Annotated in this window: 20 protein-coding genes; 6 read left to right on the forward strand and 14 right to left on the reverse strand. The window is 67.8% G+C overall.

Features of this window, described 5'->3' with window-relative positions:
* Nucleotides 1-31 precede the first annotated feature (31 nt).
* Nucleotides 32-952 carry an SDR family oxidoreductase gene (locus ENSA7_RS07370; protein WP_106088497.1) on the forward strand — a complete coding sequence of 307 codons (921 nt, stop codon included), beginning with the start codon at nt 32-34 and terminating at the stop codon, nt 950-952.
* 158 nt (nt 953-1,110) lie between these two features.
* Here the strand turns inward: ENSA7_RS07370 and ENSA7_RS07375 are convergent, their stop codons facing one another.
* A complete protein-coding gene (locus ENSA7_RS07375; RefSeq protein ID WP_146157440.1) occupies nt 1,111-1,719 on the reverse strand; it encodes a biotin/lipoyl attachment domain-containing protein in 609 nt (202 codons plus the stop codon).
* An 88-nt stretch (nt 1,720-1,807) separates the two neighbouring features.
* Between ENSA7_RS07375 and ENSA7_RS07380 the strand changes: the two genes are divergently transcribed.
* Nucleotides 1,808-3,247: a cytochrome P450 gene (locus ENSA7_RS07380; RefSeq protein ID WP_280523983.1), complete on the forward strand. Its 1,440-nt coding sequence runs from the start codon at nt 1,808-1,810 to the stop codon at nt 3,245-3,247.
* Between the two features lie 24 nt (nt 3,248-3,271).
* Here ENSA7_RS07380 and ENSA7_RS07385 read toward each other — a convergent pair whose 3' ends face one another.
* On the reverse strand, nt 3,272-4,624 hold the full coding sequence (locus ENSA7_RS07385) for an RCC1 domain-containing protein (RefSeq protein WP_181233381.1): 1,353 nt from the start codon (nt 4,622-4,624) through the stop codon (nt 3,272-3,274).
* Between the two features lie 273 nt (nt 4,625-4,897).
* Nucleotides 4,898-5,779 (reverse strand): hypothetical protein, encoded by an 882-nt coding sequence (locus ENSA7_RS07390; RefSeq protein WP_106088501.1) that lies wholly within the window; start codon nt 5,777-5,779, stop codon nt 4,898-4,900.
* Nucleotides 5,780-6,197: 418 nt separating this feature from the next.
* On the opposite strand from ENSA7_RS07390, the gene ENSA7_RS07395 reads away from it, so the two are divergent.
* The 3 genes from ENSA7_RS07395 to ENSA7_RS07405 all read left to right on the forward strand — a co-directional run bounded on the left by ENSA7_RS07395 (nt 6,198) and on the right by ENSA7_RS07405 (nt 12,922).
* Nucleotides 6,198-8,450, forward strand: a complete 2,253-nt coding sequence (locus ENSA7_RS07395; protein ID WP_106088502.1) for a WD40 repeat domain-containing protein — start codon at nt 6,198-6,200, stop codon at nt 8,448-8,450.
* A gap of 171 nt (nt 8,451-8,621) precedes the next feature.
* Nucleotides 8,622-11,141 carry a hypothetical protein gene (locus ENSA7_RS07400; protein WP_106088503.1) on the forward strand — a complete coding sequence of 840 codons (2,520 nt, stop codon included), beginning with the start codon at nt 8,622-8,624 and terminating at the stop codon, nt 11,139-11,141.
* 29 nt (nt 11,142-11,170) lie between these two features.
* A complete protein-coding gene (locus ENSA7_RS07405; protein WP_106088504.1) occupies nt 11,171-12,922 on the forward strand; it encodes a hypothetical protein in 1,752 nt (583 codons plus the stop codon).
* Between the two features lie 5 nt (nt 12,923-12,927).
* Here the strand turns inward: ENSA7_RS07405 and ENSA7_RS07410 are convergent, their stop codons facing one another.
* From ENSA7_RS07410 to ENSA7_RS07450, 9 genes are all read right to left on the reverse strand, one after another.
* Entirely contained in the window at nt 12,928-13,725 is a 798-nt protein-coding gene (locus ENSA7_RS07410) for a hypothetical protein (protein ID WP_146157441.1), read from the reverse strand.
* A gap of 164 nt (nt 13,726-13,889) precedes the next feature.
* A complete protein-coding gene (locus ENSA7_RS07415; protein ID WP_106088506.1) occupies nt 13,890-14,147 on the reverse strand; it encodes a hypothetical protein in 258 nt (85 codons plus the stop codon).
* Between the two features lie 636 nt (nt 14,148-14,783).
* Nucleotides 14,784-15,317 (reverse strand): RNA polymerase sigma factor, encoded by a 534-nt coding sequence (locus ENSA7_RS07420; protein WP_106088552.1) that lies wholly within the window; start codon nt 15,315-15,317, stop codon nt 14,784-14,786.
* Nucleotides 15,314-16,102: an alpha/beta fold hydrolase gene (locus ENSA7_RS07425; RefSeq protein ID WP_106088507.1), complete on the reverse strand. Its 789-nt coding sequence runs from the start codon at nt 16,100-16,102 to the stop codon at nt 15,314-15,316. The genes ENSA7_RS07420 and ENSA7_RS07425 overlap by 4 nt, the downstream gene beginning before the upstream one ends.
* Nucleotides 16,099-17,202: a DUF2817 domain-containing protein gene (locus tag ENSA7_RS07430; protein WP_106088508.1), complete on the reverse strand. Its 1,104-nt coding sequence runs from the start codon at nt 17,200-17,202 to the stop codon at nt 16,099-16,101. Before ENSA7_RS07430 ends, ENSA7_RS07425 begins: the two co-directional genes overlap by 4 nt.
* Nucleotides 17,199-18,188, reverse strand: a complete 990-nt coding sequence (speB, locus tag ENSA7_RS07435) for an agmatinase (protein WP_106088509.1) — start codon at nt 18,186-18,188, stop codon at nt 17,199-17,201. The genes ENSA7_RS07430 and speB overlap by 4 nt, the downstream gene beginning before the upstream one ends.
* Nucleotides 18,185-19,033, reverse strand: coding sequence for a lysophospholipid acyltransferase family protein (locus tag ENSA7_RS07440; protein ID WP_106088510.1), 849 nt, complete (start codon nt 19,031-19,033; stop codon nt 18,185-18,187). The genes speB and ENSA7_RS07440 overlap by 4 nt, the downstream gene beginning before the upstream one ends.
* Before the next feature lie 8 nt (nt 19,034-19,041).
* Nucleotides 19,042-19,599 (reverse strand): GNAT family N-acetyltransferase, encoded by a 558-nt coding sequence (locus tag ENSA7_RS07445; RefSeq protein ID WP_106088511.1) that lies wholly within the window; start codon nt 19,597-19,599, stop codon nt 19,042-19,044.
* A gap of 149 nt (nt 19,600-19,748) precedes the next feature.
* Nucleotides 19,749-20,492 (reverse strand): YbhB/YbcL family Raf kinase inhibitor-like protein, encoded by a 744-nt coding sequence (locus ENSA7_RS07450; protein ID WP_146157442.1) that lies wholly within the window; start codon nt 20,490-20,492, stop codon nt 19,749-19,751.
* A gap of 80 nt (nt 20,493-20,572) precedes the next feature.
* Between ENSA7_RS07450 and ENSA7_RS07455 the strand changes: the two genes are divergently transcribed.
* Nucleotides 20,573-21,811 carry a guanine deaminase gene (locus ENSA7_RS07455; RefSeq protein ID WP_106088513.1) on the forward strand — a complete coding sequence of 413 codons (1,239 nt, stop codon included), beginning with the start codon at nt 20,573-20,575 and terminating at the stop codon, nt 21,809-21,811.
* 50 nt (nt 21,812-21,861) lie between these two features.
* Here ENSA7_RS07455 and ENSA7_RS46100 read toward each other — a convergent pair whose 3' ends face one another.
* Nucleotides 21,862-22,374: a type II toxin-antitoxin system PemK/MazF family toxin gene (locus ENSA7_RS46100; protein WP_146157443.1), complete on the reverse strand. Its 513-nt coding sequence runs from the start codon at nt 22,372-22,374 to the stop codon at nt 21,862-21,864.
* Nucleotides 22,371-22,982, reverse strand: coding sequence for a hypothetical protein (locus tag ENSA7_RS42105; protein WP_146157444.1), 612 nt, complete (start codon nt 22,980-22,982; stop codon nt 22,371-22,373). The genes ENSA7_RS46100 and ENSA7_RS42105 overlap by 4 nt, the downstream gene beginning before the upstream one ends.
* Nucleotides 22,983-23,095 lie beyond the last annotated feature (113 nt).

The raw sequence follows: 23,095 nt of genomic DNA on the forward strand, positions 1-23,095 counted from the left end.
CCAGCCATCGAGCTGCGAAAGGAACCGTTACATGCGAGTTTTCATCACAGGGGGGTCGGGCTTCATCGGGTCCGCCATCATCAACGAACTCATCCACGGAGGTCATCAGGTGCTGGCCCTGGCCCGGTCCGACGCGTCGGCCGAGGCGCTGGTCCGCGCGGGTGTCGAGGTCCACCGCGGCGATCTCGAGGATCTCGACAGTCTGCGCGAAGGTGTCAGGCTGGCCGAGGGCGTGATCCATGCGGGTTTCATCCATGACTTCTCGCGCTACACGCAAGCTTGCGAGATCGACCGGCGCGCGATCGAGGCGCTCGGCTCCGCGCTCGGGCCCGAACAACCCCTGGTCGTGACCTCGGGAGCAGCGATCGCCGCCGGGACAGATCGGCCGGCGACCGAAGAGGACGTGTCCTCCCGCGGGTCGAGCGAGGTCCCCCGCGTCGCCACGGAAGAAGCCACGGCCGCGCTCGTCGCCCAGGGCGCGCGCGTTTCAGTGGTTCGGCTCCCGCCCTCGGTCCACGGCGTGGGCGACCACGGCTTCGTCCCGATGCTCATCTCGATCGCGCGCGACCAGGGCGTGTCAGCCTACATCGGCGAGGGGGACAACCGCTGGTGCGCCGTGCATCGCTTGGATGCGGCGGTGGCCTTCCGCCTCGCGCTCGAGCGGGCCCCCAGCGGGGCGCGGCTGCACGCGGTCGCGGAGCCAGAGATCCCGCTTCGCAAGCTCGCCACGATGATCGGCGCTCGCCTTGGCCTCTCCGTCGTCTCCCTCGACCCCGAGCAGGCCGCCGCGCACTTCGACTGGTTCGCGCGCTTCGCCCAGCTCGACATGGCGGTCTCCAGCGAGCTCACGCGCGAGCGCTATGGCTGGCGTCCAACCCACCCCAGCTTGTTCGCCGACCTCGAGGGGCCGGGGTATTTCGGGGGGGAGGACCCGGTGGTGAGGACAATCTAGCAGCCCGTGGTGCAATGCATCGCGGCTCCTCGCGCCGGAATTTTCGTCGAGGGCGAGGCGTCGAAACGCAGCTGTACCGGGCGTACTGCAAGTTTCGGCAACGCTGCCCTCGGCGAAAAGGCCAAGCGAGGTGTCGTGAGGCATTGCACCACGGGCTGCTAGACCTCCTCGAGCGTCAGGATCACGTCCCCACGCCCAAGGTCTGCCTGATCCGCCGCCACAATCGACAAGATCTTCGCCTTCGCCGGCAACTTCGGATTGTCATAGTTCACGCGCGTGAACGTCTTCATGACCTCGAGCAGCCCGATCGTCTGCCCTCGCTCGATGATCTGCCCCGCGACCACGAACGCCGGCTTGTCGGGCGCGGCGCGCTGATAAAACCGACCGCTCGAGGGTGAGGTGAAGGTCAGCGTGCCGTCGGCGTTGGCGGGTCCGCGCTCGGCCTCGCGCGAGCTGTGCAGCGCCCCGCCGAGCGCCTCGGGATCGAGGCACAGCAGCCGCGCGCCGAAGTCGACGTGACGGCGGGTGAGCTCGATCTCCTCGGGCTCCTCGCTGACGATCCCAAGCGCAGCTTCGGGCGCGCGCAACCGATGCAGCACGCCGAGGATCTCGATCCAGCCAAGCTCGTCGCCGGGCCGGACCAGCGCGCCAGCGGCGGGAGGGTCGCGCCACAGGCCCGGCGCCGGGGCCAGCAACGCTGTGCGTCCGCCGTCGAGGTGCTCGAGGGTGGCGAGGAGTTCTGGAACAAATTGCCGGCTGTCAGACATGCTCGTATCGGCGCGGCCAGCCTACTACAGGCCCACCCACGGGAGGCGGCGGCGATAGCGCTTGATGTCTACCTGGACGCAGCTGGCCATGGGGATCCGTGTTTGGCGTTTGGGCCGCAGCGGCTGTCAGAGACGCGAGCGAGGTGCTCTACTGCCCCGCGTGGAGCCCGCGGTCGCCGCCAAACTATCCTGGCCCAGGACCCGGGCTTGGCCGGTCCTCGGTCACTTGCCTGGGATGATCAGCCTCGGGTTGATCCCGTTTGTCGATCAGGCGTGGCGTCAGCTCGGTGATTGTTTCGAATTCGGCGTCGCTGGCGAGACGATCAAGGTCGTCGTGCACCCCGACGACGCGGAGTCGCTGCTGCTGCGGCGGCGGGACAAGTACGCCAAGGGCGGCTCCTACGATCAGTTTCGGCGGCACGTGGGCACCGGCCTGATCGGCGCGGAGGGTCAGGCGTGGCGGACCGAGCGGCGGATCATCCAGCCGAGCTTCACGCGGAGCACGATCGCCAAGCTGTCCGATCAGATGGTCGCGCAGACCGACCGGATGCTCGAACGCTGGGCGCAGACGGTGCCACCGGGCGAGGCCTTCGATGTTCACCCCGAGCTGATGCGGCTCACGCTCGAGATCATCGCCGAGTCGCTGTTCGAGCTGACGTTCGACGGCCAAGAAGGTGCGCTCGACATGCAGGCGATCAGCGACGCGGTCGAGCTGATCTCCCAGCGCGTCACCGCGGTCGCCGAGTTCCCAAGCTGGGTGCCGACACCGGGCAACCGCAGGCTCGAGCGCGCCGTGGCCGGGCTGAATCGCGTGGTCAGGCAGATCATCGATCATCGGCGAGCCAGCGGCGAAGATCGTGACGACCTGCTCGGCGCGCTGTTGCGGGGTCGAGATGACAACGGCGCCGCGCTCGAGTACGAGCAGCTGCGCGACGAGGTCGTGACAATGGTGGTGGCCGGTCACGAGACCACCGCGGTCGCGCTCGGGTGGACGCTGTGGCTGCTGAGTCAGCACCCGGACCTGCGCGCACGCATGATCGAAGAGATCGACGGCGCGCTCGGTGGTCGGGCGCCCACGTCCGCCGACCTGGCGAAGCTCGGCTACGTCAAACAGGTCGCCCGCGAGAGCATGCGCTTGATCCCGCCGACTTGGGCGGTCGCGCGCAACTGCGTGACCGCCGACACGCTTGGCCCCGGTCACCCGGTCGAGCCAGGCGTCCGGGTCATGCACATGATCTGGCTGACCCATCGGCACCCGGAGTTTTGGCCCGACCCCGAGCGATTCGACCCCGATCGCTTCGAGCCCGAGGTGTTCGCCAAGCAGCACAAGTTCGCCTACACCCCGTTCTCCGAGGGGCCGCGCAAGTGCATCGGTGAGCATTTCTCGACTGTGGAGTTGATGTTGGTGCTCACTCGCTTGTTTCAGCGGTTCGATCTCGAGGCTGCGCCTGGGTTTACGCCGGAGATCGACTACCAGCTGACCACGCGTCCGCGGACCGGCATCATGATGCGCCGACGCGAACGCTAGGTGCTGGGCCCGACCATCTCGATCTCAGAGCCCGATCACGGGTACCGGCGTCAAGCGATCGATCAAGGTGCCATCGCCGATCGCTCCGGAGCCGTTGTTCCCCCAGCACATGATGGCGCCAGTCTCACGACGCGCACACGCATGCTGGTCGCCGTGCGAGAGCTCGACAGCGTCGGTGAGGTCCACGACCGCGACCGGCGTGTGCCGGTCGATCGTGGTGCCATCCCCGAGCACGCCGAAGTCGTTGCCCCCCCAGCAGGCGACGGTGCCTGATTCACGTCGTGCACACGTGCTGGTGCCGTTGCCCACCCCGAGCTCGACGGCGTCGGCGAGGCCCACGACCGCGACCGGTGTGTGGCGCTCGATCGTGGTGTCGTCTCCAAGCTCGCCGTTTGTGTTCCGACCCCAGCACACGACCGCGCCGCTCATGCGTCGCGCGCAGGAGTGTCGGAAGCCCGCCGCGATCTCGACCGCGTCGGTGAGGTCCACGACCGCGCTCGGGACGAGGCTGTCGACCGTGGTGCCGTCGCCGAGCGCTCCATTTTGGTTCCCCCCCCAGCACACGACGGAGCCATCCTGGCGCAGGGCGCAGGTGTGACGCGTGCCCGCGCTGAGCCCGACGGCGTCGGTGAGACCCAAGACCGCGACCGGCGTGTGGCTGTCGGTCAGGGTGCCGTCGCCGAGCTGTCCGCGGGCGTTGTATCCCCAACAGACCACGGTGCCGCCGGCCCGCAGCGCGCAGTTGTGCTGCACGCCAGTGGTGAGGGCGACGGCGTCGACGAGACCCGAGACGGCGACCGGCGTCTCACTATTCGTCGTGGTGCCGTCGCCGAGCTGGCCGAGGTCGTTCCTGCCCCAGCACACGACCGCACCGCTCATGCGCCGCGCGCAGTTGGTGAACCAACCGGAGCCGTCCGCGAGCTCGACCGCGTCGCTCAGGTCGAGGACGGTGACCGGCGTGAGCTGGGTGATCGTGGTGCCGTCGCCAATCTGGCCATATTGGTTGAAGCCCCAGCAAGCGACCGCGCCGGTTCCACGCAGCGCGCACGAATGGCCGGTGCCGGTCGCCAAGCCAACGATGCCCTCGTCGCCGTCGCCGTCGCCGTCGCCGTCGCCGTCGCCGTCGCCGTCGCCGTCGCCGTCGCCGTCGCCATCACCGGGATCGCCATCACCGTCACCGGGATCGCCATCACCATCACCATCACCATCACCATCACCATCACCGCTACCGTCGCCCGTCTCGGTCGAGGTCCCGTCTGCGGCGCTGTCCCCTTCCGGCTCCGAACCACACGCCGCGAGCGCCAGGGTCAGCAGAGGGATCAGCAGCAGGCTCGAGGTTGCTGCGGGTGTCGGGTGAGCGAGGATCGAGGTAAACACGAAGTCAGCTTGTAGCCGAAAAGCCCGACCGTCGGATAGCGCTGCCCGTAGTCGCGATATTGTGGGTGCACCCACGCTCATTTTCAGGGTGCTTCACGGATTTCCAGCCTTGCCCAGCTCGTCGTTGTAGTTGCCCATGATCACGGGCGTGACGCGAGCTCGCGGAGGCGGATGAGCTAAACAAAGGCGCCTTCTTGATTGCGTGAATCGCACCCTGCGGTCTCGACGTCGAACCAGGGCGAGCACGTCGGCGTGTGCGTGGTCTCGTGAGCGCTACCGGGTCGCGTTGTGAACAGCCTGGGGCTTCGAGCAAAGCTGCGGACGCAGGGCGCCGGGCAACCGATAGCAGCACCGGTTGCCCTCGCACGCGACGGACTCGTCCTGCGGCAGCACGATGTGCTCGATCGTCACGCCCGAGATGAACGCGTTGTCATCACCTTCTCGCCGCGGATATTCGATCGGCGTATAGGCCTTGACCACCCTCGCCTCGCCATAGGCCGCGGCGTCGAACTCGAGCGCGTAGGTCCCGTCGGAGCGGAGGGCGTAGTCCTGGTTGTCGAGGTCTCCGATCGCATAGACGGCGGCGCTGCAGGTTTTGGGTGCCGGCTTCAGGTCACCCGGCTTCACGTCCAGCCACAGGATCACGCCGCGAAGGTCATCGAGGACGTTGGTGCAGGCGTCTGGTGTCGCGGCTCCGATGCTCCGGACCTGCACGTGATCGTCGTCGATGTCCATCACGCGCACCAACAATCCACGGCTGGACCTCGGAACCCGTGCGACCTCGAAGGGCTCGCGCTGATAGCCGAAGTCCCACACCGACTTGCCAGGCCGAACCAGCGCCACGCCGCCGAGGATCGGGAAGCGCTCGCAGCAACGCTTGGGACACTCGACCTCGTACTCGCAGGCCTCGTGGGTATTTTTAGGTCCGCCTGGACAGTAGCCCATACGCTCGAGCCGACATTGACCGATGTCGTTGCGAATGCACGCCTGACACTCAGGCTGATCCAACGTGACCGGCGGAAAGCTCGGCGGCTCACTCGGGTGCTGAGCCGAGCTCGGTGGCTGCTCGTGCCCGACTTGCTCACGGGCGCTGGGACCCGTGCAGGCCGGCACGCCGAGCATCAGCACGAAGCCCCAATGTCGCAACTCGTGCATCTCGTCGCGTCCTCGAGGATTGAACGGTTGGCTGTCGTCATCAATCCCGCCCCAACGCAGAGCGCCCCACGGCTCAGGCCTTGCTAGAAGTCGCCAAGCCCAACGACTCGCTCCCCGAAGTTGGTGGGGCTCAGGATGGTACCGGGGGCCGAGGCGCTACTGCCAGAGCTGACATTGGTGCCGAGCGTCGAGCGCGAGGTCCTGGTCGCCACCAGGCATAGCGCAGGGTACTCTCGCCGTGGTGGAAGGCGACGACGACACGTCAGAGGTCGACGCGCGGGAGCGGTCCGAGGTTCGCTGTCAGCGGCGAGGACGTGCTCGATCTCAGGCGGCACGATCGGGCTCGGCTGGAGCCGGCGATGTCGGACTACGCCGGGCAGCGCGAGCGGCTGGGGTGCGTGAGTGGAGAGCTTCCGTGATGAGGGCGTCGCGTCGCGTGCTCGGGTCGGCGTGGCTGGTCTCGCTCTCGACGTGCACGGCGACGAGCCTGTCTTCGGCCGGTCTCACGAGCACGCCCGAGGGCGCGGCCGCGGCCGCGCCTCGACCGACGGGCTTCGGATACCGGCTGACGCGGAGCATCGACAACGATCTCGGCTTCCTCGTCGCCCTGGACACCGAGCATCAACGGGCGTTCACGGGCTCGGACCGCGGGGTCCTTCGCTACTGGAATCTGGACACGGGGGCGCTGCTCGCCGAGCACCCGGATCGCGGATCGGGTTATGACGCGTACATTAGCGAGGACGAGGGCCTCGTGGCGCTCGACTACGACGATCACATCAGCGTGTGGCGCACGGCCGATGGCAGCTTGCTGGCCGAGTGGGAGTTTCCGACCGAAGACACGGCTCTGAGCCCGGATGGGCGCTGGCTTGCGAGCTGCTCCCCCGAGGGCGAGGTGAGCCTGTGGGAGTCGACGACCGGTGAGCTCGTCAACGCTTGGGCGACCACTCCTGGTCGGCGGCTCACCTTTGGAAAGAGCCGCAATCGCCTCCTCGGACGTAGTGAAAACGACGAAGGCGAGGCGATCTTGTGGTCCGTGCCCGAAGGTCGGGAGATCGCACGACTCGCGGGAGCCCGCTACTTGGACCGGCACTACGTCCGTGGGCAGGGACCCGATTGTCAGGTCTGGCGCAGCGAGGATGGCCAGAGCTGGCTGTCTGCGTCAGGCGTGTGCCGCGGAATCTCGGACGACGGGACCATGCTGCTGACGCGAACTGACTCGGGATGGCAGCGCTGGTCGCTGGCCGGGCGCAAGCTCGAGTCGACGGTGCAGATCGACGGCTACGCATTGACTGCGGCGGACTCGCCCGACGCATCCTTGCTCGCGGTCTCGCTGGACGAAGCCACACAGGTGTGGGACACCGTTAGCGGCCAGCGGTTGTTTCAGCTGCCGTACGCGTCGGAGCTACGGTTTTGGAACGGTGGCCGCGAGCTTCTGCTGCGGCCGGTGGGCGGAGCCCTCACCCGCGTCGACCTCACGACTGGGCGGACCATCCAGATGCTCCCCGAGGGCGACCTCCTGGGCATCCACGAGGACTCGATCTACACGATGTCCGACTCGCTGACGCGATGGTCGGCGGGCGACGGTCAGCTGCAAGTGCGGACCGCCGAGCGCCTGCGGGTCCATTCGGCTGAGCTCGACGCCAGCGGGCGCCGGATCGTGGGAGCGCTCGGTGACGGGGTGCAGATTTGGGACGCACAGACGGGCGAGCGCGAGCGGCGATGCGAGGGGTTGTCTGACGTGCATCTCGTGCGGTGGTTGCCCGGCGATCAGGTCTTGGTCGCCGAGCAGTCTCACACCTTCGTCGTCGACCTGACCACGTGTGAGCCGGGGCCCCCGATCGAGACCACCAACGGCGACTTCAGTCCGCTGTACTGGGACATCGCGCCCCAGCCGGGAGGCGCCGCCTTCGCCCTACCCGGGGCCGGGGGTATTTGGGTATTCGACGGTCGTCGGCCGGAGCCGATGTCCGTCGCGCCATACGGAAGGGCGGTGGACTGGGCAGCGGGCGGGATGCTGGCGATCGCGGATATGGACATCATCCGCGTGCTCACGACGACCGGCGAGCTCGTGGGTGAGCTCGGGCGTGGGCCGCTGCCGCGCGACGAGTCGATCCAGCTCGGGAACGACCCCGGCCCCACAGGGATACCGTGGTCAGGGATCTGGGACGACATCGCGCTCCACCCTAACGGGTGGCTCGCGGTCGCAGACGAGAGCGCGCTCGTCGTCTTCGACGTGGCCACCGGTGAACGGCGCAGTGAGACCGAACTCGAGCTGACGAACAATCAGAGCGCGAGGGTATCTTTTGATCCGACCGGGCGATGGTTGATGGTAGCGATCTACACGCTGGCCACCCCGCACACGCTCCAGGTTCGCGCGGCCTCGGATATGTCGCTCGTGTGGTCGATCGGCGCGGACCCGGCCTCGACCGAGGTCGAGGCGTCTGGGCGCTTCTTCGGGTTTGCCTGGCACCCGCGAGGGGCGTCGTTGGTCGTGACCCGCGACAGCGAGGACGGGGCGCAGGTGCTGGCCGTGGAGCCGAAGACGTGGCGTGTCGTCGAGCTCGAGCTTCGGGGGCGCAGCTATCGGCTGGGGGAGCCGCGGTTGTCTGCAGACGGGCGTCGACTGCTGGTCCCCGACGGTGACGACCGATTGTTGATCTTCGACGAGTGATGGGACCGCAAAACCAGATCCCGACGATGTGTTGATCGGGTTCGATGTGACGAATGACCCATGGGGCTCCAGATACTCTACGATTTTTGTCACCCCTCTCGAGACCACCGCCAACTCATCGCCCAGCTTCGTGGGTGGTCACGAACGTTCCAAGTCTGCTAGATTCGCAGCTTGAACGGCGCCCCGATCAAGCCGCTGAACTCACGCGTGCTACGGATCTGGAACCAGTGGCAAAAGCTACTGCTCGCGCTGGTGCTCGTATGCGCGACCGGCTGGAGCCCGCCCGACACTGATCCAGCGCAGACCGATCCCGCTGTCGAGCCCAAGCCTGCGACCCCCGCCAAGCCGACGCTCGACTCAAAGCAGCGAACGCCCCACTACCTCAAGGTCGGTCGGTGGATGGGGCGTGTGGTCGAGCGCACGCCCGAGTCAGTCCGCTATCACTTCAAGGCGCCAGACGGCTCGATCACGATCATCGAGCTCTCCCCCCGCCAGCCCGGCGACTCCCCACGGTTCGGCACCGACGAGGTCACGGTCTCACCGGAGCCTGGTGTCGCCGCCGACCCCGAGCTGTTGGACGCGGTCACGACCTGGCTACAGCGCAGCGAAGATGGCCCGAGTAAGCCCGATCACCACGAGGAGCCAGAAGATCGAGACCACGGGGACCCGGACTCGCCAGCCGTGAAGGCGCCGCTGGTCCGCGCGATCGGTCAGGGGCTGTTTGGCCTGTGGCTGCTCGCCGGATTGATCACGCTAGTTGGAGCGTGGCGGCGTCGACGAAGCTCCGCGCGGCCATCCCCGGTCGAGGCCAGCTTGTGGATCACGCTGGGTGTTCCGCTGCTGATCGCGTTCCTCGCGTTCAGTCTACGCCTGCTCCTCGCCGCGCCGACCCCTCTAGATGACGACGCACTCGCCGATCTCGGCGCAGGGATGAGCTGCGCCACCGGGCAGTGCCCCGGCGGCGCGGCGGCCTCGTTTGGCGGCATCCGACACGGCACCGGATTCCCGCGCCTGCTCGGGCTGTGCTTCGGCATGGGTCTCGACGTGAGCGGGATCCAGGTGCTGCTCACGGCGTTGTTCGGTCTCGCGGTGGCGGTGAGCTTCGACGCAGGCCGACGGCTCGGAGGTCCACAATCGGGCGTTGTGGTCGGCGCGCTCGCGGCCGCCGCCGAGCTGAGCCTGCTACTCGTGGAGTTGAGCAGCACGGGCGAGATCCTGTGGAACCCCTCGAGCGTCGCGCTGCCGGCAGCGCTGACCCTGGCGGCGATGTTGCGCGGCGCGGCGACGGGCCGATCGGGTCCGCTGTTGCTCGCGGGCTTGTTCGCGGGGCTGACCTACGAGGCCCACGTCGCGACCCTGGCGCTGTGGCCCGGCCTGGTGATCGTGGCGGCGGTGACGGCAGGAGGCACACGATCAACTCGCCCGGCGGCGGTCGAGCTCAGCCTGCGCGCGGCGTGGCTGCCGATGCTCGCGGGCGCGCTCGCGGTCCCGATGGTCTTGTCGCCAGCGTCGTCGCTGGTCAACGGACGGGTGATCCTCGCCGAGCTCGGCTGGGTTGGGATCGGGGCCAGCGTGCTCAACTGCCTGGTCCTCAGCGTCGCGCTGCGGCGGTGGATCACGGCAACCGACGAGCCCGGCTGGCGCCCGAGCCCCGCGGTGTTGGCCCTGGCCTTGCCGCTGGCGACCCTGATCGTGATCCTGTTCACCTCGGGCTTCGTCGAGGCTCACCCGGTCCGCTATTACGCCCCCGCGTTCCCGGTGATCGCCGTCGCGGGTGCGTGGCTGCTGGTCTGGGTGGTGTCGCGCCGCGTCGAGACCCAGCGCGCGCGCGTCGGGGTGACGGCGCTGGTCGGCGCGGGGATCGTGCTGGCTTCGCTGGCTGCGTACATCGGGCGAATGGCCGTCGATCGAGATCGCTGGAACCACGCCGATGTCCGGGCGATCGCGGCGGTGTTGCGCGACCATGGGATCGGCGGTGGCGAGCTGCACCTGGCGATCCGCGGGGCCCAGTGCGGGCGCGACAGCTACGGGGATCGGGGCCAGCGCCTCGACGAGCTGCTCGTTGGTGGCCTGCGCCTGTTCGGTGAGATCAGCCTCGACCCGCTCGCGCAGGGCCGGCCTGGGACCACGTGGTACGTCGTCAAGCTGCGCAACGACGCGGTGGCCGAGCTGCCAGCGGACGCGACGACCCTCGCGTCGGGCACCACGCACACGATCGTGATGGCGCCGTACGAGCCTGTGCTGGACCTCGCGGCGATGCGCCACTGTGTCCGCCTGGCGGGAGCTGAGCCCAGCTGTGTGTTGGCCAAGCCGCTGCCGGTCGCTCCGCTCGGTCGCCTGATCCTCCCGCACCACGATCCGGGGCGGCAGCCAGCCGCGGACCAGGAGCTGGTCGCTTACTATTACGAAGTCCCGCTGCACCCAGTCTCGACCCGGCGGCGGACGACGCTGTGGGTCAACTCGCAGCGCGCTCCCGGACCGTGGCGGATCGTCGAGCTCACGGGTGGGGCCTCTACCACCACAGAGCTGCCCGCGACGCAGGTCGAGCTGAGCGTCGAGCCGGGAGCGGCGGCCTCGGTCACGGTTGGGTACCTGCTCGACGACGGCGATCCGTGGTGGGGCCAGTGGCCGCCGCTGCTCGAGCTGCCGGAGGACCCGCAGCTGCGGGCGCTGGTGTTGCCCCGCGAGTGAACCCGCGAGACATCCAGTAGGATGCGCGGGTGCGTGTCGCCGAGGCATGGTCCAAGCACGCGGTGCTCCGCGTCGGGATCGTGGCCTGCCTGAGCTTCGCCTATGTCTGGCTCAGTGGACCTGCGCCGCCGATCCAGGCTGACTCGATCCACGATTATTCGTTCGTGCGGCTGTGCGCCGAGGGCCAGGGCTGCCTCGCGCACGGAACCTCCGTCCCCGGTCTCGATCAGGGCCGGCTGCTGCTGGTGATGCTCGCGGGGTTGCTGCGTCTGGGGCTCACGCCGCAGATCCATCACCTGGTGTTCATCGCGCTGACGGTCGCGGGGGTCGTGATGCTCGCCGAGCTCGCGCGCTCGCTCGCAGGTGCCCGAGCTGGCCTCGCCGTCGCCGGGCTCGCGGCCTGGGCCCTTCCGACCGCCGCCGACCACCCGTTGCTGTGGAACCCGACCCTCGCCACCGCTCCGCTCGCGCTGATCACTGTCAGCTGCGCCCAGCTCGCTCGGACCGCGCGCCGTGGTTGGGCGGTCGGCGTCGCGCTGGGGATCGTCGGTGCGTACCACGGACACATCGTCCATCTCGTCGCGTGGCCGGCTGCGAGTGTGCTGGTTGGCGCGGTCACTGAAGATCGTCACGCGCGGTGGTTGGTCGTCGCGGGGCCGTCGCTCGGCCTGCTCGCCTTCGACACCAAGGTGTTCATCGCCAACCTGCAGACGCTGCTTGGTTCACCGATCGGCTGGTGCCTGATCCTGGCGATCATCGTGGGTGTCCCTGCTGGCGCGGCCCTGCGTCCACGCTGGCTGCGGCTGCCCGAGCAGTGGCGTGGTCTGGTCGCGCTGGCCTGGCTCGGCGGGGCGATCTTCACCGTGATCGGTCTGGGCGCCGCGCTGGGCGGTCAGCCCTTCGAGGCGCGCTACGTCGGCGCCGCGATCCCGGCGTTGGTCGTCGTGGTGCTCACGCTGCCCGAGCGCGTCGACCCTCGGGCCGGCCTGGCCGCCAGCGTGCTCGCCGGGCTGTTCGCCACCTGGCAGCTCGGCGCGCGGCTGAGCGAGGATCGAAGCTGGACCTACGCAGATGTAGCGACGATCGACGCGGACCTGCGCGACCAGGCCGGCGTCTCGCTGACGCAGCTCGGTCCGTGGATCCGGGCGCCCGATGGCCAGGACCTGGTCAACGCCGCGCGGACCTTCGGGCCCGAAGCCGTGGGTCGAGCAAAGGACGGGACAGCCTCTCAGATCCTCGCGCTGGCTGGCTCCGCGTGCGCCGAGCTGAGCGAGTTCGATGGTTGGCGCTGCGTCGAGCTCGACTGGAAGCTGAGCGCGGCTTGGTCCCACGACGACGCACCGTGGATCGATCCCGAGCGATTCGAGGCCTGCGCCGAATTTGCGACTGAGCCCGCCGCGTGTGTCGTGGTCGAGGTCGATGATCCCGCGTACGAGCGCTCCATGGGGGTCCCGCGCTACGTTCAATTCGAGCAGGTGACCGCGGGTCGGGTGCCGACACGCTGGATCCAACGACTGACGATTCGAGCCAAGACCGGCGACAGCCGACAATTGCTGCTCGCCCGCGGGTGGAAGCTGCGCGAGAGCCAGGGCCTCGACGCCGAGCCGGGGCCTTCAATCGGTTCACGTCAGACGATTTGGCTTCGCACGAACCACCAGCGTGAGGGCGTCTTGACGCTCGAGGCCGACACCCACGGTGCACGTGTGGCGCCCGCGAATCCTTCGATCGCCGGCGAATTCAGCGAGGATGATGCAGGCATTCTCGAGCTCGTGGCCCGCTAGCGCGATCAGTCAGGAACCGCGCCGCAGTCGATCTCGCTGACTCCGACCTTCGTCACCCCAACCGTACCCTCGCTGACCGAGAGGATCTCGGGGACCGGCTTGTCCCGGTAATCGATTTGCGCGTGGGGAAACGGATAGATCGGCTTGCCGCGCAAGATGGTCTTGTGGGTGGCGCCCCCGTCCCGGCCGAAGCTGGCGACGGTGACCTCGTAGCAGGTGCTCGAGTCCTTGGCGACGAACACACCCACGAGCGCCTCGTCGGTGAGCTCGAGCTCTCCGACGGCCGCGCCATCAACCGTGAGGCTGTGGCGGGGCGCGCAGTCGAGACTGTTGACGAGGAAGTGGCCCATGTTCACGCGGGGCTCGACCTCGCCGATCTTGAACTTGGTCTTGCTCGGCAACGCCGACCACACCAAGGTCGTCGTCATGGTCTTGGACGTGTCGAGGTGCAGCAGCGGGCTGGCGCGGCCCTCTTTGGGGACCATGGTCACAGGTATTCGCGTGGTCCCGCACGGGGAGGCCACTTCGACCTCGACGGCCGCGGTGGCGATGCTCTCGACCTCCGGTGGGATCGGTCCGCGCACGTAGGGCAGCTTGCGACCAGTATCGTAGGACGCGGGCGCCTCGATGGCTCCAACGACGTGCTCGCCGATCAGCACGCGGGCGCCGATGGGGGCGCTGGCGTCGTCGAAGGTCAACTCCCAGGTCCGGATCCTGGGCGTGCTCTTTGAGCTGCAGGCGCCCAGCGAAGCCAGGGCCAGCGTCAGGGCTGCAATTGTCACGGAAGGCTTGGTGGCTGCCACCTCGGCATTCTCCACATTGAGCCGCGATAGACAAGGGGAAGTTTGGCTTGGACTGGGTAGCTCGGCGCGTGGTTGAGCGAGAAGCTGAAAAAAGATCGAAGGACTTAGTCCAGCGACTCTGCGTGGGCCTTATCTCGCGCGAGCGCCTCTGGTGTCGGCCCGGGTTACGAGCCACGAGGTTTCTCGTCGTTGGACTCCGCATCGATCAGAGGGTTGGTCGCTTCGAGGCGGCGTACGTCATCGAGGTCCTTTGGCCGTCCACTCGCGCGCTTGTTGATGAGCAGCGCGTCTCGACTCGGCACCCGAAACACAACGCCCTCCGTCTCCACCGTCAAGCTTTCAGCCCAGGCGCCGTCGAAATTGATGCCCGAAATACTGGTGAGGAGATCGATTCGGCGTGGCGGCAGACCCAGCTGATACACAGTGTCGACACGGGCGAAGTCATGCTCCGAGACACCGTGCGTGCTAATTGGGGCGCCGAACGATCGCAGCGCAGCGCACACCCGCCTCGCGTTTTCTCTACGCTTGGCCGAACCAGGATGTCCAGATCGCCGGTGCTGCGCACGACACCATGAGCCGCCAGCGCATGGGCCCCGACGACGAGGAATTCGACGCCCATGTCGGTCAGCGTCGTCAGCAGGTCGACGAAATCGGAATTCAGATGCGGTCGCTCTGTCACTCAGTCAGTACCCCGGCGAAGCAACCGTCCAGGCATGTTCGCGCGCGTGTACTCCGGTAGGGGCTTGCCCGATGATGCCCACGCGTCGAGGGTGATCTGCCAGACCATGGCGACGCGCTCACCGGGAGTACCGTGGCGCACGATCGCGGCGTCCGATTGCTCATCCAGGGTCGTCAGAGATCCCGGCCAATTGGCGCGGGCCTCGGCGCGAGCTCGCCGTTCACTGTCATCGCTCACCGTTCCATTTTATCACGCGAAGGCGGCTTGTTCGGCAGCAACCTCAGCGCGGCTCGGGCTGACTCCTGGGCCTGACACCTCCTGAGCAAACAATCAGCCAGTCGATGTGCCCAAGCGATGCGCGTAGGTCGCTGCCATCTAGCTACCCCTGCAGCGCTCGCAGCTCGATCTCCAGCAGCTGCTTCGCCCGACGCAGACGAGTCTTCGCGGTCCCCAGCGGAAGCTCGAGCACCTCGCTGATCTCAGCCGCCGTCATCGACTCCCAGTAGTGCAGCTCCAGCGCGACCTGGCTGTCGAGGGGGATCCGCCGCAGCGCGAGCAACAGCTGCCGTTGCTCCTGATTGCGAGCCACAGCCGCGCTCGGCGAGGGATCCAAGTCGAACACCGAGACAGTCTGCAGGTCGAGGCGATCTCGACTGCGCGCTCGCCAGTGCTTGGCCAGCTGGTTGTGGGCGATCGCAAACAAGAAGCTGCGGAAGCTGGAGTCACCGCGGAACCGATCGCGCGCCTCGACGCAGCCGAGGAAGGTCTTCTGGATCAGATCCTCATGGTGCGCATCGGCGGGCAGCTTGTTGCGAAAGAACCGGGTGACAGCCTCGAAGTGGCGCTCGAACAGGCGCTCGCCAGCGAGCTTGTCGCCGCTCGCCCAGGCCTGCAGCAGCTCGGCGTCGCTCACGTCCGCAGGGTACACCCCCGGCTGGACGGGGTCAGCCACTGCGCGATCTGAGCGACGCACCAGCTTGGATCATCGAGGGTGAGATCGTGTCCGGCGCGGGGATGGACGGCCAGCTGGGCGTGGGAGGCCGCCGCGATCGCCCGCGAACAGCTGGCCGCGACCATGCGATCTCGGGCCGAGTTGAGCAGCAAGATTGGAGTCGGCGTGGCCAAGCTCGAGGCCCGGAACCGGGCGGCGGCGAGCGACTGGCGGAGCACGTTGCGTCGCGCGATCGGCCGGGCCCGATAGATCGCGGCGTGCTGGCGGGCGAGCTCGTCGTTGCTGGCGTGGCCGGTGGTCGTGAGCGCGAGGATCGCTCGCTCGCGGGCGATCGGGTCGCGGGTAGCGAGGGCCGCGAGCGTGTCGAGCAAGCCGACGATCCTGAGCCGCTCCCACGGACGAGAGATCCCACCGACGCTCGTGTTGATCGCAACCAGACCCACGACCGCGTCGCTCGGCCACCTGCGCAGCCAGTCGAGACACACCATCGCGCCCAGCGAGACGCCGATCAGGATCGGCGGCTGGCGATCCTGAGCCCACACGCGCCGACGCAGATCCGCGGCCATGTCAGCGGTGCTGATCGGGCTGGGCTCGTGCCACAGCTCGCCGTTGCCGGGCAGATCGTGGCGCTCGACGATCGCGCTGGCGAACGACTCACGCAGGTCACGATCAAAGGTGTGCCAGTGGCCAGCCTCGCGGCCGAGCCCGCGCACGAGCACGAACCGGCGCGGGCCTTTGTCCGTCACGTGAACCACAGCGAGAACGCCTCCGACTCCATGCGCTGGCGCTCGTGCCCGTCGAACACCGACCAGATCTCGGCGCCCGCGACCGCGCGCAGCAAGAACTCGATCAGCGGAATGTGGCGCCGCAGGGTGCGGCGCAGCCGATGCGGCCGGATCGGGTTGAAGCCGCCCAGCACGTCGAACAGCTGGCGCGGGTTCTTCTTGACCCACAGCCACGACCCGAGCTCGAGCGTGAGCGGCAAGAAGGGTCCGCGGTAACGTGGCTCGCGCGGCAGTCGATGGGCCTGATCGAGCGTGCGGTGGCGGGTGTCGGGGCTCCGTCCGTCGCCGTGCTCGTCGTAGAGGTGGTCCCAGAGATCGCCCTGAACCAAATAGCTGCTCGAGATCGGCTCCATCGCGTAGACGTGATTGGGCAGGGTCTCGTCGAGCAAGCGCTTGAGCGCGTAGACCTCGGCGAGCGACGGGAACGGTCGGCGCGTGTACGCGTACGGAAACCAGATGCGGTCGACGGTCCCAAACCCGGAGTGCACGTCGAGCACGATCGACTGGCGGGCCGGAAACACCCACTCGCGGATGAAATCACACAGCACCCGGGACTCGAGCTGCATCGGCGCCCCCTCGTCACCTTGATACCAGGGCAGCTTGTTGCTCACGCGCTGACCACCGACCAGCGGCGTGGCCGAGGCGTCGGGGTGAGGCGGGGCGTTGCGCATGAGATCGACGCCGCTGCCGTTGCAGCGCCGCCGCATCCACATGCCGACGGGGTTGAGCAGCGGCAAGAACACCACGCGGAGATCGGCGAGCGCCGCGTTCAGCATGCGGTCCCAGGTCAGGAAGGTGGCGATCGTGTGCATGCCGGCCAGCACCACCCGGGTCCCGATCCGCTCGAGCCCATGCACGCCGCCGACCAGCGCGAGCGTCGGCGCGCTGGGGCGGGTGGCCCCGACGACGACGCCGATGATCGGAAACTCGACGCCGTCGTGGCGCACGGTCGCGAGCACGTGAGTCTCGGCCCGGTCGCCGAATCGCTCGATGACGTCGCGGAGATCCGCGAGCTCGGGCAGCTCGCGGATCGCGTCGGCAAACGCGGCGGTGGGCATCATGGACGTGGATTGGCCTGCGCGTCGCTGACCGCGAGCAGGCCCAGGCCCGCGAACACGGCGTGGGCGGCGAAGATGCTGGTGATGTCAGCGTGGTCGTGCGGCGGGGAGACCTCGACGAGGTCCATCCCCACGACCCTCACGCCCGCGAGGTTGTCGAGCAGACACAGGACCTCGCGCGTGGTCAGGCCGCCGGGCACGGGGGTGCCGGTTCCGGGGCAGAACGCCGGGTCGACGCCGTCGACGTCGATCGTCAGGTACACGGGGCGATCCGCGATCGCGGTCCTGATCTCGTCCGCGATCTCGACCGCGCTGCGCCGCTCGAACACCGACGCCGGGAACAGGCGCGCGTCGTGGCCGAGGCTGATCCGGGCCTCGTCGGCGTCCTTCCAGCCGCCGCGCAGCCCGATCTGAAACAGGCCACCGCGGGCCACGTGGCCGTCGGCGATCGCGTGGCGGATCGGCGTGCCGTGGTTGAAGTCGTCGCCCCACACCGCCGCGTCGCTGGTGTCGAAGTGCGCGTCGATGTGGACCACACACACCGGGCCGTGGACCGCATGGATCGCGCGCAGCACCGGAGTCGTCACCGAGTGATCCCCACCCACCACGAACGGCACGGCCCCGGCAGCGCAGACCGCCGCGATCTCGGCTTGCACGGCCTCGCGCATGAGCCCGGCGTCGAATGGCGTGGTCGGGATGTTGCCGCCGTCGACGGCCGGCACCCGCTCGAACACATCGAGCTGGTGCTTGGGGTGGTGACCACTCACGAACGCGCTGACCCGGCGCACGTGGTAGGGCGCCACGCGGGCGCCAGGCAGATAGGTCGTGCCGCTGTCCCACGGGACCCCAAGGATCACCGCGCGGGCCCCAGCGAAGCGGGTCGGGTCGCCGATCCGGCCGCCAGACTCACCCCCACCTGCGATCGGGAGCCGAAAGAAGGGCGTCTGACCGCCGCGGATGTACTCGAACGAGGAGAGTTGCTTAGTCATGCAAAGGTGCCTTGGGTAGCGAGCGCGGCCTGGCGAGCGCGCAGCAGGGTGTGCATGGTCGCGCGGGTCCTCGCCGCGAGCTGCTCGGCGGACTCGTCGGGGTTCAGCTGGATCGGCGCGCCAAGGTCGAGCCACGAGATCGTCCGTCGCCGCGCGACGGTCATCGCAAAGTTCGGCAAGAAGCTGTCGTCACCGACCCACGCCGCGGCGTCACCGAGCTCGTGGGTCAAGGTCATTGGGATCAGCGGCGCGCCGGTCAGCTGCGCCAGCCCAAACACGCCGCGATAAAACGGCAGGATCTCGCGTCCGCGCGAGGTCGTCCCCTCGGGGAAGGTCAGCACATTGCAGCCTCGCTCGAGCAGCTGCCTGGCCCGCAACAGCACGCTCGCGCCGCTGTGGACGTTGCCGCGCTCGACGAGAAGATGCTCGAGGCCCCGCGTGAGCGCGCCGATCAGCGGCCACGAGCCAACCTCGGACTTGGCCACGACCGACGATGGGATCACGGAATTGATCAGGATCGGGTCCTGCCACGTGACGTGATTGCAGACCAACAGCGCCGGCCCGTGTGGGATCGGCCCACGAACCCGCACGTCGAAGCCGTTGATGGCGCACACGTTCTGCGCCATGAAGCTGTTGTAACCCTGACGTCGAAGCGAGGCGGCCGGGCCCGGGGTCAACGGCAGCAGTCGGGATTTGACGTGGGTTGCGCTGGTCGCCAGAAACGCCGCGGTCCGACGGGTCCGTCGGCTCGCGCGGAGGACCGCCGCGGGTCCGGCGGTGAGCTTGGAGACGACCCCGAGCGCGTCGGCGTCGACAAACGAGGCAGCGGAAGACAGCGTCGGCATGGTGATCGCTAGGCGAGCATCGGGCTCGCGTACAGCATCGGGGAGGGTGGTTCGACCGGCCGCGACGGCGTGAGCAGGCCCAGGCGGACATAGCGAGCGCGCAGCTTGGCGAACGCGGCGGCGTCGATCTTCGACACGATGCGCTCGTCAGTGGGGCCATAGAAGCCATGGCGAACCCCGATCTCGGTGGCGCCGAGCGAGGCATGCAGGGCCCGGGCGGCCTTGTTGTCGGCCTTGACCGTGAACCAGCACGAGTCAACGCGATCTGCGATCGAGCCAACGAACGCGCGCAGCAACAATGGCACCGCGCGGGTTCCCTGAAATTCGGGGGTCACGGCGAGGGTCGTGCAGTAGGCCTCACGATCACGCACGAAGCTCAACAGATAGCCGACCGGCTTGCCGTCATTGAGGCACAAGAAACAGTGCTGGCCGAAGAAATCACAACAAAGTCGCACGTAGTAAGGACCCAAGGTGGACTCACCTTCGGCGCCGAACACCTCCTCTTCGAGGTACATGAGGTCGTCGAAGTCGCTGGGCTCGAGGTTCTTGACGTTGTAATCGGACATGTCCGCTCCATCGATGGGTCTGCGTTCACCGCGACTGTGACGGGGTCCGGATACCGATCGATCACAGCCTCGCGAACAACACGAGACAATGTGCTGCTGGCGAGGCTGCTAACGCGTGACAACCAGGACACGCGCAGGTGGACGCGAGCTCAGGGCGGGGTGAACTCACCGTCGAGCGTGACCGAGTCGATCGCGTGGGCCTCGAAGGCGGCCTGAGCCGCGCCAAGGCCCGAGCCAGAGTCGAGCTCGTCGAGCGAGGCCACGTCGAGCGCGTACAAGATGAACTGATAGGTGTGGGTGCTGGGCGGGCAGGGTCCGGCGTAGCCCGGCCAGTTCGCGTAGGACACCGCCTGGGTCGCCCCTGGCACCGACATTGGCATCGCCTGCCGCTCGACCGCCTCGGGGAGCCCGGTGAGATCCGCGGAGATGTCCCAGATCGCCGAGTGGTCGAAGTTGAAGCTCAGGTCGGTGAAGAACACCGCGAAGCTGGCCGTGTCAGGCGGCGCACCGACCCACTCGAGCGGCGGCGAGATGTTGTCACCCACGCAGCTGTACTGATCCGGGATCACGCCGCCGGGCTCGAAGGCCGAGCTGGCCAGCGCGAACGCGACGGGATCGCCATCGCCATCGCCGTCGCCGTCGCCGTCACCGTCCCCATCGCCGTCGCCGTCACCCGGGTCCCCATCGCCGTCGCCCGGATCGCCGTCGCCGTCACCCGGGTCACCGTCGCCGTCGCCTGGATCGCCATCGCCATCGCCATCGCCATCGCCATCGCCGGTCTCGGTCGTCGTCGTCGCGGGGTCGCCCCCGTCGTCAGCGCTACAGCCGAGCAGGCTCAGCGAGGACAGCGTCGCCACGACGCCAAGCAGCACAGGATCAATCAGTCGTTGCATGGGCGGTGACGCTACACTCTCCTCGGCGTGCTGGCAGTCACGAATCGTGTTACGACCCGTGCGCCGTCGTCCGCAGTGCCATGACAGCGACCCTCCAGACCATCCGCGGCTGCGTGCTCGCGCCAGATCCCGACCATCAGCGCGTGAGCCTGCTGCCCGACGCGCTGCTGCGCATCGACGACGCGGGCGTGATCGTCTCCGTTGAAGCGGCGTCGGCTGACTGTGACGTCCCCAACACGTGGCCCGGCGCGGTGATCGTCCCGGGCTTCGTCGACGTGCACCTGCACTTTCCACAGACCCGGGTGATCGGCAGCGCCAGCGGCCCGCTGCTGCCGTGGCTCGAGCGCTCGGTGTTCCCCGAGGAGCAGCGCTTCGCCGACGACGACTACGCCGCGACCGTGGCCGACGAATTTTGCGACGCCCTGATCGCCCAGGGCACGACCTGCGCCGCGATCTACAGCAGCAGTCATCCGGGCGCGACCGAGCGGTTGTTCGCCGCGCTCGCGCGCCGTGGTCTGCGGGCCGCGACCGGTCTGACGCTGATGGATCGCCACGGCCCCGCCGCGCTGGTGCGCTCGCACACTGACGCGCTCGCGGCCAGCGAAGGCCTGCTCGAGCGCTGGCACGGCTACGATCGCGGTCGCCTGCAGCTGTCGATGATCCCCCGGTTTGCGATCAGCTGCACGCCGGAGCTGATGCAGGCCGCGGGCACGTTCGCAGCCAGTCACGATCTGCTGATCCAGAGCCACATCAGCGAGAACCTCGACGAGATCGCCAAGACCCTCGAGCTGTTTCCCGGGCAGCGCGACTACCTCGGGGTCTACGAGGCCCACGGCTGCGCCACCGCGAGCACGATCCTCGCCCACTGCATTCACCTGTCCGATCACGAGTGGTCGCGGTTCGTGAGCCGCGACTTGGCGATTGCCCACTGCCCCGACAGCAATTTCTTTTTGGGCAGCGGCGCGATGCCGCTGGCCGCCGCGCTCGATCGGGGTCTACGCGTGGGCTTGGGCACCGACGTCGGCGCAGGTCGGACCTTCTCGGTTCGCCGGGTCGCCGCCGCTGCCCACGACGCCGCCCTGCTTCACGGGGCTCCGGTGGCTCCGCAAGCGCTGCTGTGGCTGGCGACCCGGGGGGGGGCGCGCGCGCTCGGTCGGCCGCAGCTCGGATGTGTCGCGCCTGGGTTCGAGGCTGACTTGGCGGTGATCGATCTGCCCGCGCTCGGTTCGAGCGATATGGACACGATCATCGACGCGCTGCTGTTTCGCCACGACGCCGGCCCCGTCCGCGCGACGCTGGTCCGCGGCCGGGTCTTGTAGACACCCCGGCCCGTCATCGAGCCACCATCGCCGGCCGCGTTGAGAGCCCCCTACCAGGGGGCCACACATGCGCCCGCGTACAGCCAGCCCCGAGGAGCGAAGCGACCAGACGCGCGAGCGGCTGCAGTCGGCGAAGTGCCAAGCTGTATGTGGGGGTCATATTTGGTCGGGCTCACCCTGAGAAGCAAAGCGCTTCCCATGCGTTGCAGTGCTGTGTGGACAACCGGTGGCGCCATCTTCCCGTACGGCGTGGCGGGGAGCCGAGACACATCGAAATGGCGCGGCTTTGCCGTCAATACGTAGCAAAGGCCATCGGTCTTGAGCGACATGCCTTTGGGCTCACGAAGTGCGTCGATATCGTCCGGTCGAAATGGAACGTCGAAATTTGTCCTCTTCTCATCGCGCCCCGTCAGTGGCAGGCCGACGACCAACCTGTCACGCCGCAAGGATAGGTCCGAAATGATCAGCCAAAGATGGCGTCCACCAACCTCAGCTCCGATGCTCCCTTCGCCGGAGTCGATCTCGTACACATGATCGCATGGAATTTGCCGGCGTGTCGTCATGCCACTTTGCTCGACCAGTCCGGCACATTCTGACTTGCCAAGGCCGACGCGAGCCCAAATGCTCGTCCGGCTGCGTCCAGAAACGCGAACGTCAAATCTTCCCAGATCGCCGGTTCTTCAGCTTCGGACGAGAGCCACTTGGCAATCGTCATCAGCAGGAATCGACCCTTCGTATCTTCTTTTGCTAGTTCCGTATGAGCCTCGATGCCACCCGGCACATGGCGAAGCAGGTTGGCCTCGTCGTCAGCCGCAAGCAAGCCGAGCCGGATTCGCTCAACAACATCATCACTGACATTCCGGTCTCTCAAGTCCTCGAGTAGATCGATCCTTGCGGTGGGCGAGGCGGTTCCGGGCTCATTCATCAAGCGAATCCCCATGCTGACAACATGGACCGCGATCTCAATCTCAGGCAGCACGTCTTGCAGGACCGAGTTCATCTCTTCATGATCTTTGGACGTCAACAGGCGATCGGAGGCCGCACGAAGTTGGTTGCGCGCAGCGACGACGAGCTCCGCCGTCTCACGTGCTGGGTCCTGTCCAGAGAGCGCGGCGCCAACAGTCTCGAGGAACCGTGGACTTCGCGCTGTGCTGAGTTCTTGGGCGCTCACATGCAGAGTCTAACCCGACCTCTGTCTGCACGCGTAGCGACTCAGCGCGTGCAAGCACACGACCGTTTGAGCGTCGCCGCTACTGATAGACCCTGGCCGCGTGGGCTGCGCCG

Source organism: Enhygromyxa salina (assembly GCF_002994635.1).
Lineage (GTDB): Bacteria > Myxococcota_A > Polyangia > Nannocystales > Nannocystaceae > Plesiocystis > Plesiocystis salina_B.

What these genes read in the sequence shown, in the direction of transcription:
- ENSA7_RS07445 (WP_106088511.1), bottom strand. Translation starts at nt 19,599, where the DNA reads ATGTCCGATTACAACGTCAAGAACCTCGAGCCCAGCGACTTCGACGAC.
- ENSA7_RS07450 (WP_146157442.1), bottom strand. Translation starts at nt 20,492, where the DNA reads ATGCAACGACTGATTGATCCTGTGCTGCTTGGCGTCGTGGCGACGCTG.
- ENSA7_RS07440 (WP_106088510.1), bottom strand. Translation starts at nt 19,033, where the DNA reads ATGCCGACGCTGTCTTCCGCTGCCTCGTTTGTCGACGCCGACGCGCTC.
- ENSA7_RS07370 (WP_106088497.1), top strand. Translation starts at nt 32, where the DNA reads ATGCGAGTTTTCATCACAGGGGGGTCGGGCTTCATCGGGTCCGCCATC.
- ENSA7_RS07430 (WP_106088508.1), bottom strand. Translation starts at nt 17,202, where the DNA reads ATGATGCCCACCGCCGCGTTTGCCGACGCGATCCGCGAGCTGCCCGAG.
- ENSA7_RS07380 (WP_280523983.1), top strand. Translation starts at nt 1,808, where the DNA reads ATGGGGATCCGTGTTTGGCGTTTGGGCCGCAGCGGCTGTCAGAGACGC.
- ENSA7_RS46100 (WP_146157443.1), bottom strand. Translation starts at nt 22,374, where the DNA reads ATGACGACACGCCGGCAAATTCCATGCGATCATGTGTACGAGATCGAC.
- speB (WP_106088509.1), bottom strand. Translation starts at nt 18,188, where the DNA reads ATGACTAAGCAACTCTCCTCGTTCGAGTACATCCGCGGCGGTCAGACG.
- ENSA7_RS07395 (WP_106088502.1), top strand. Translation starts at nt 6,198, where the DNA reads ATGAGGGCGTCGCGTCGCGTGCTCGGGTCGGCGTGGCTGGTCTCGCTC.
- ENSA7_RS07455 (WP_106088513.1), top strand. Translation starts at nt 20,573, where the DNA reads ATGACAGCGACCCTCCAGACCATCCGCGGCTGCGTGCTCGCGCCAGAT.
- ENSA7_RS07375 (WP_146157440.1), bottom strand. Translation starts at nt 1,719, where the DNA reads ATGTCTGACAGCCGGCAATTTGTTCCAGAACTCCTCGCCACCCTCGAG.
- ENSA7_RS07390 (WP_106088501.1), bottom strand. Translation starts at nt 5,779, where the DNA reads ATGCACGAGTTGCGACATTGGGGCTTCGTGCTGATGCTCGGCGTGCCG.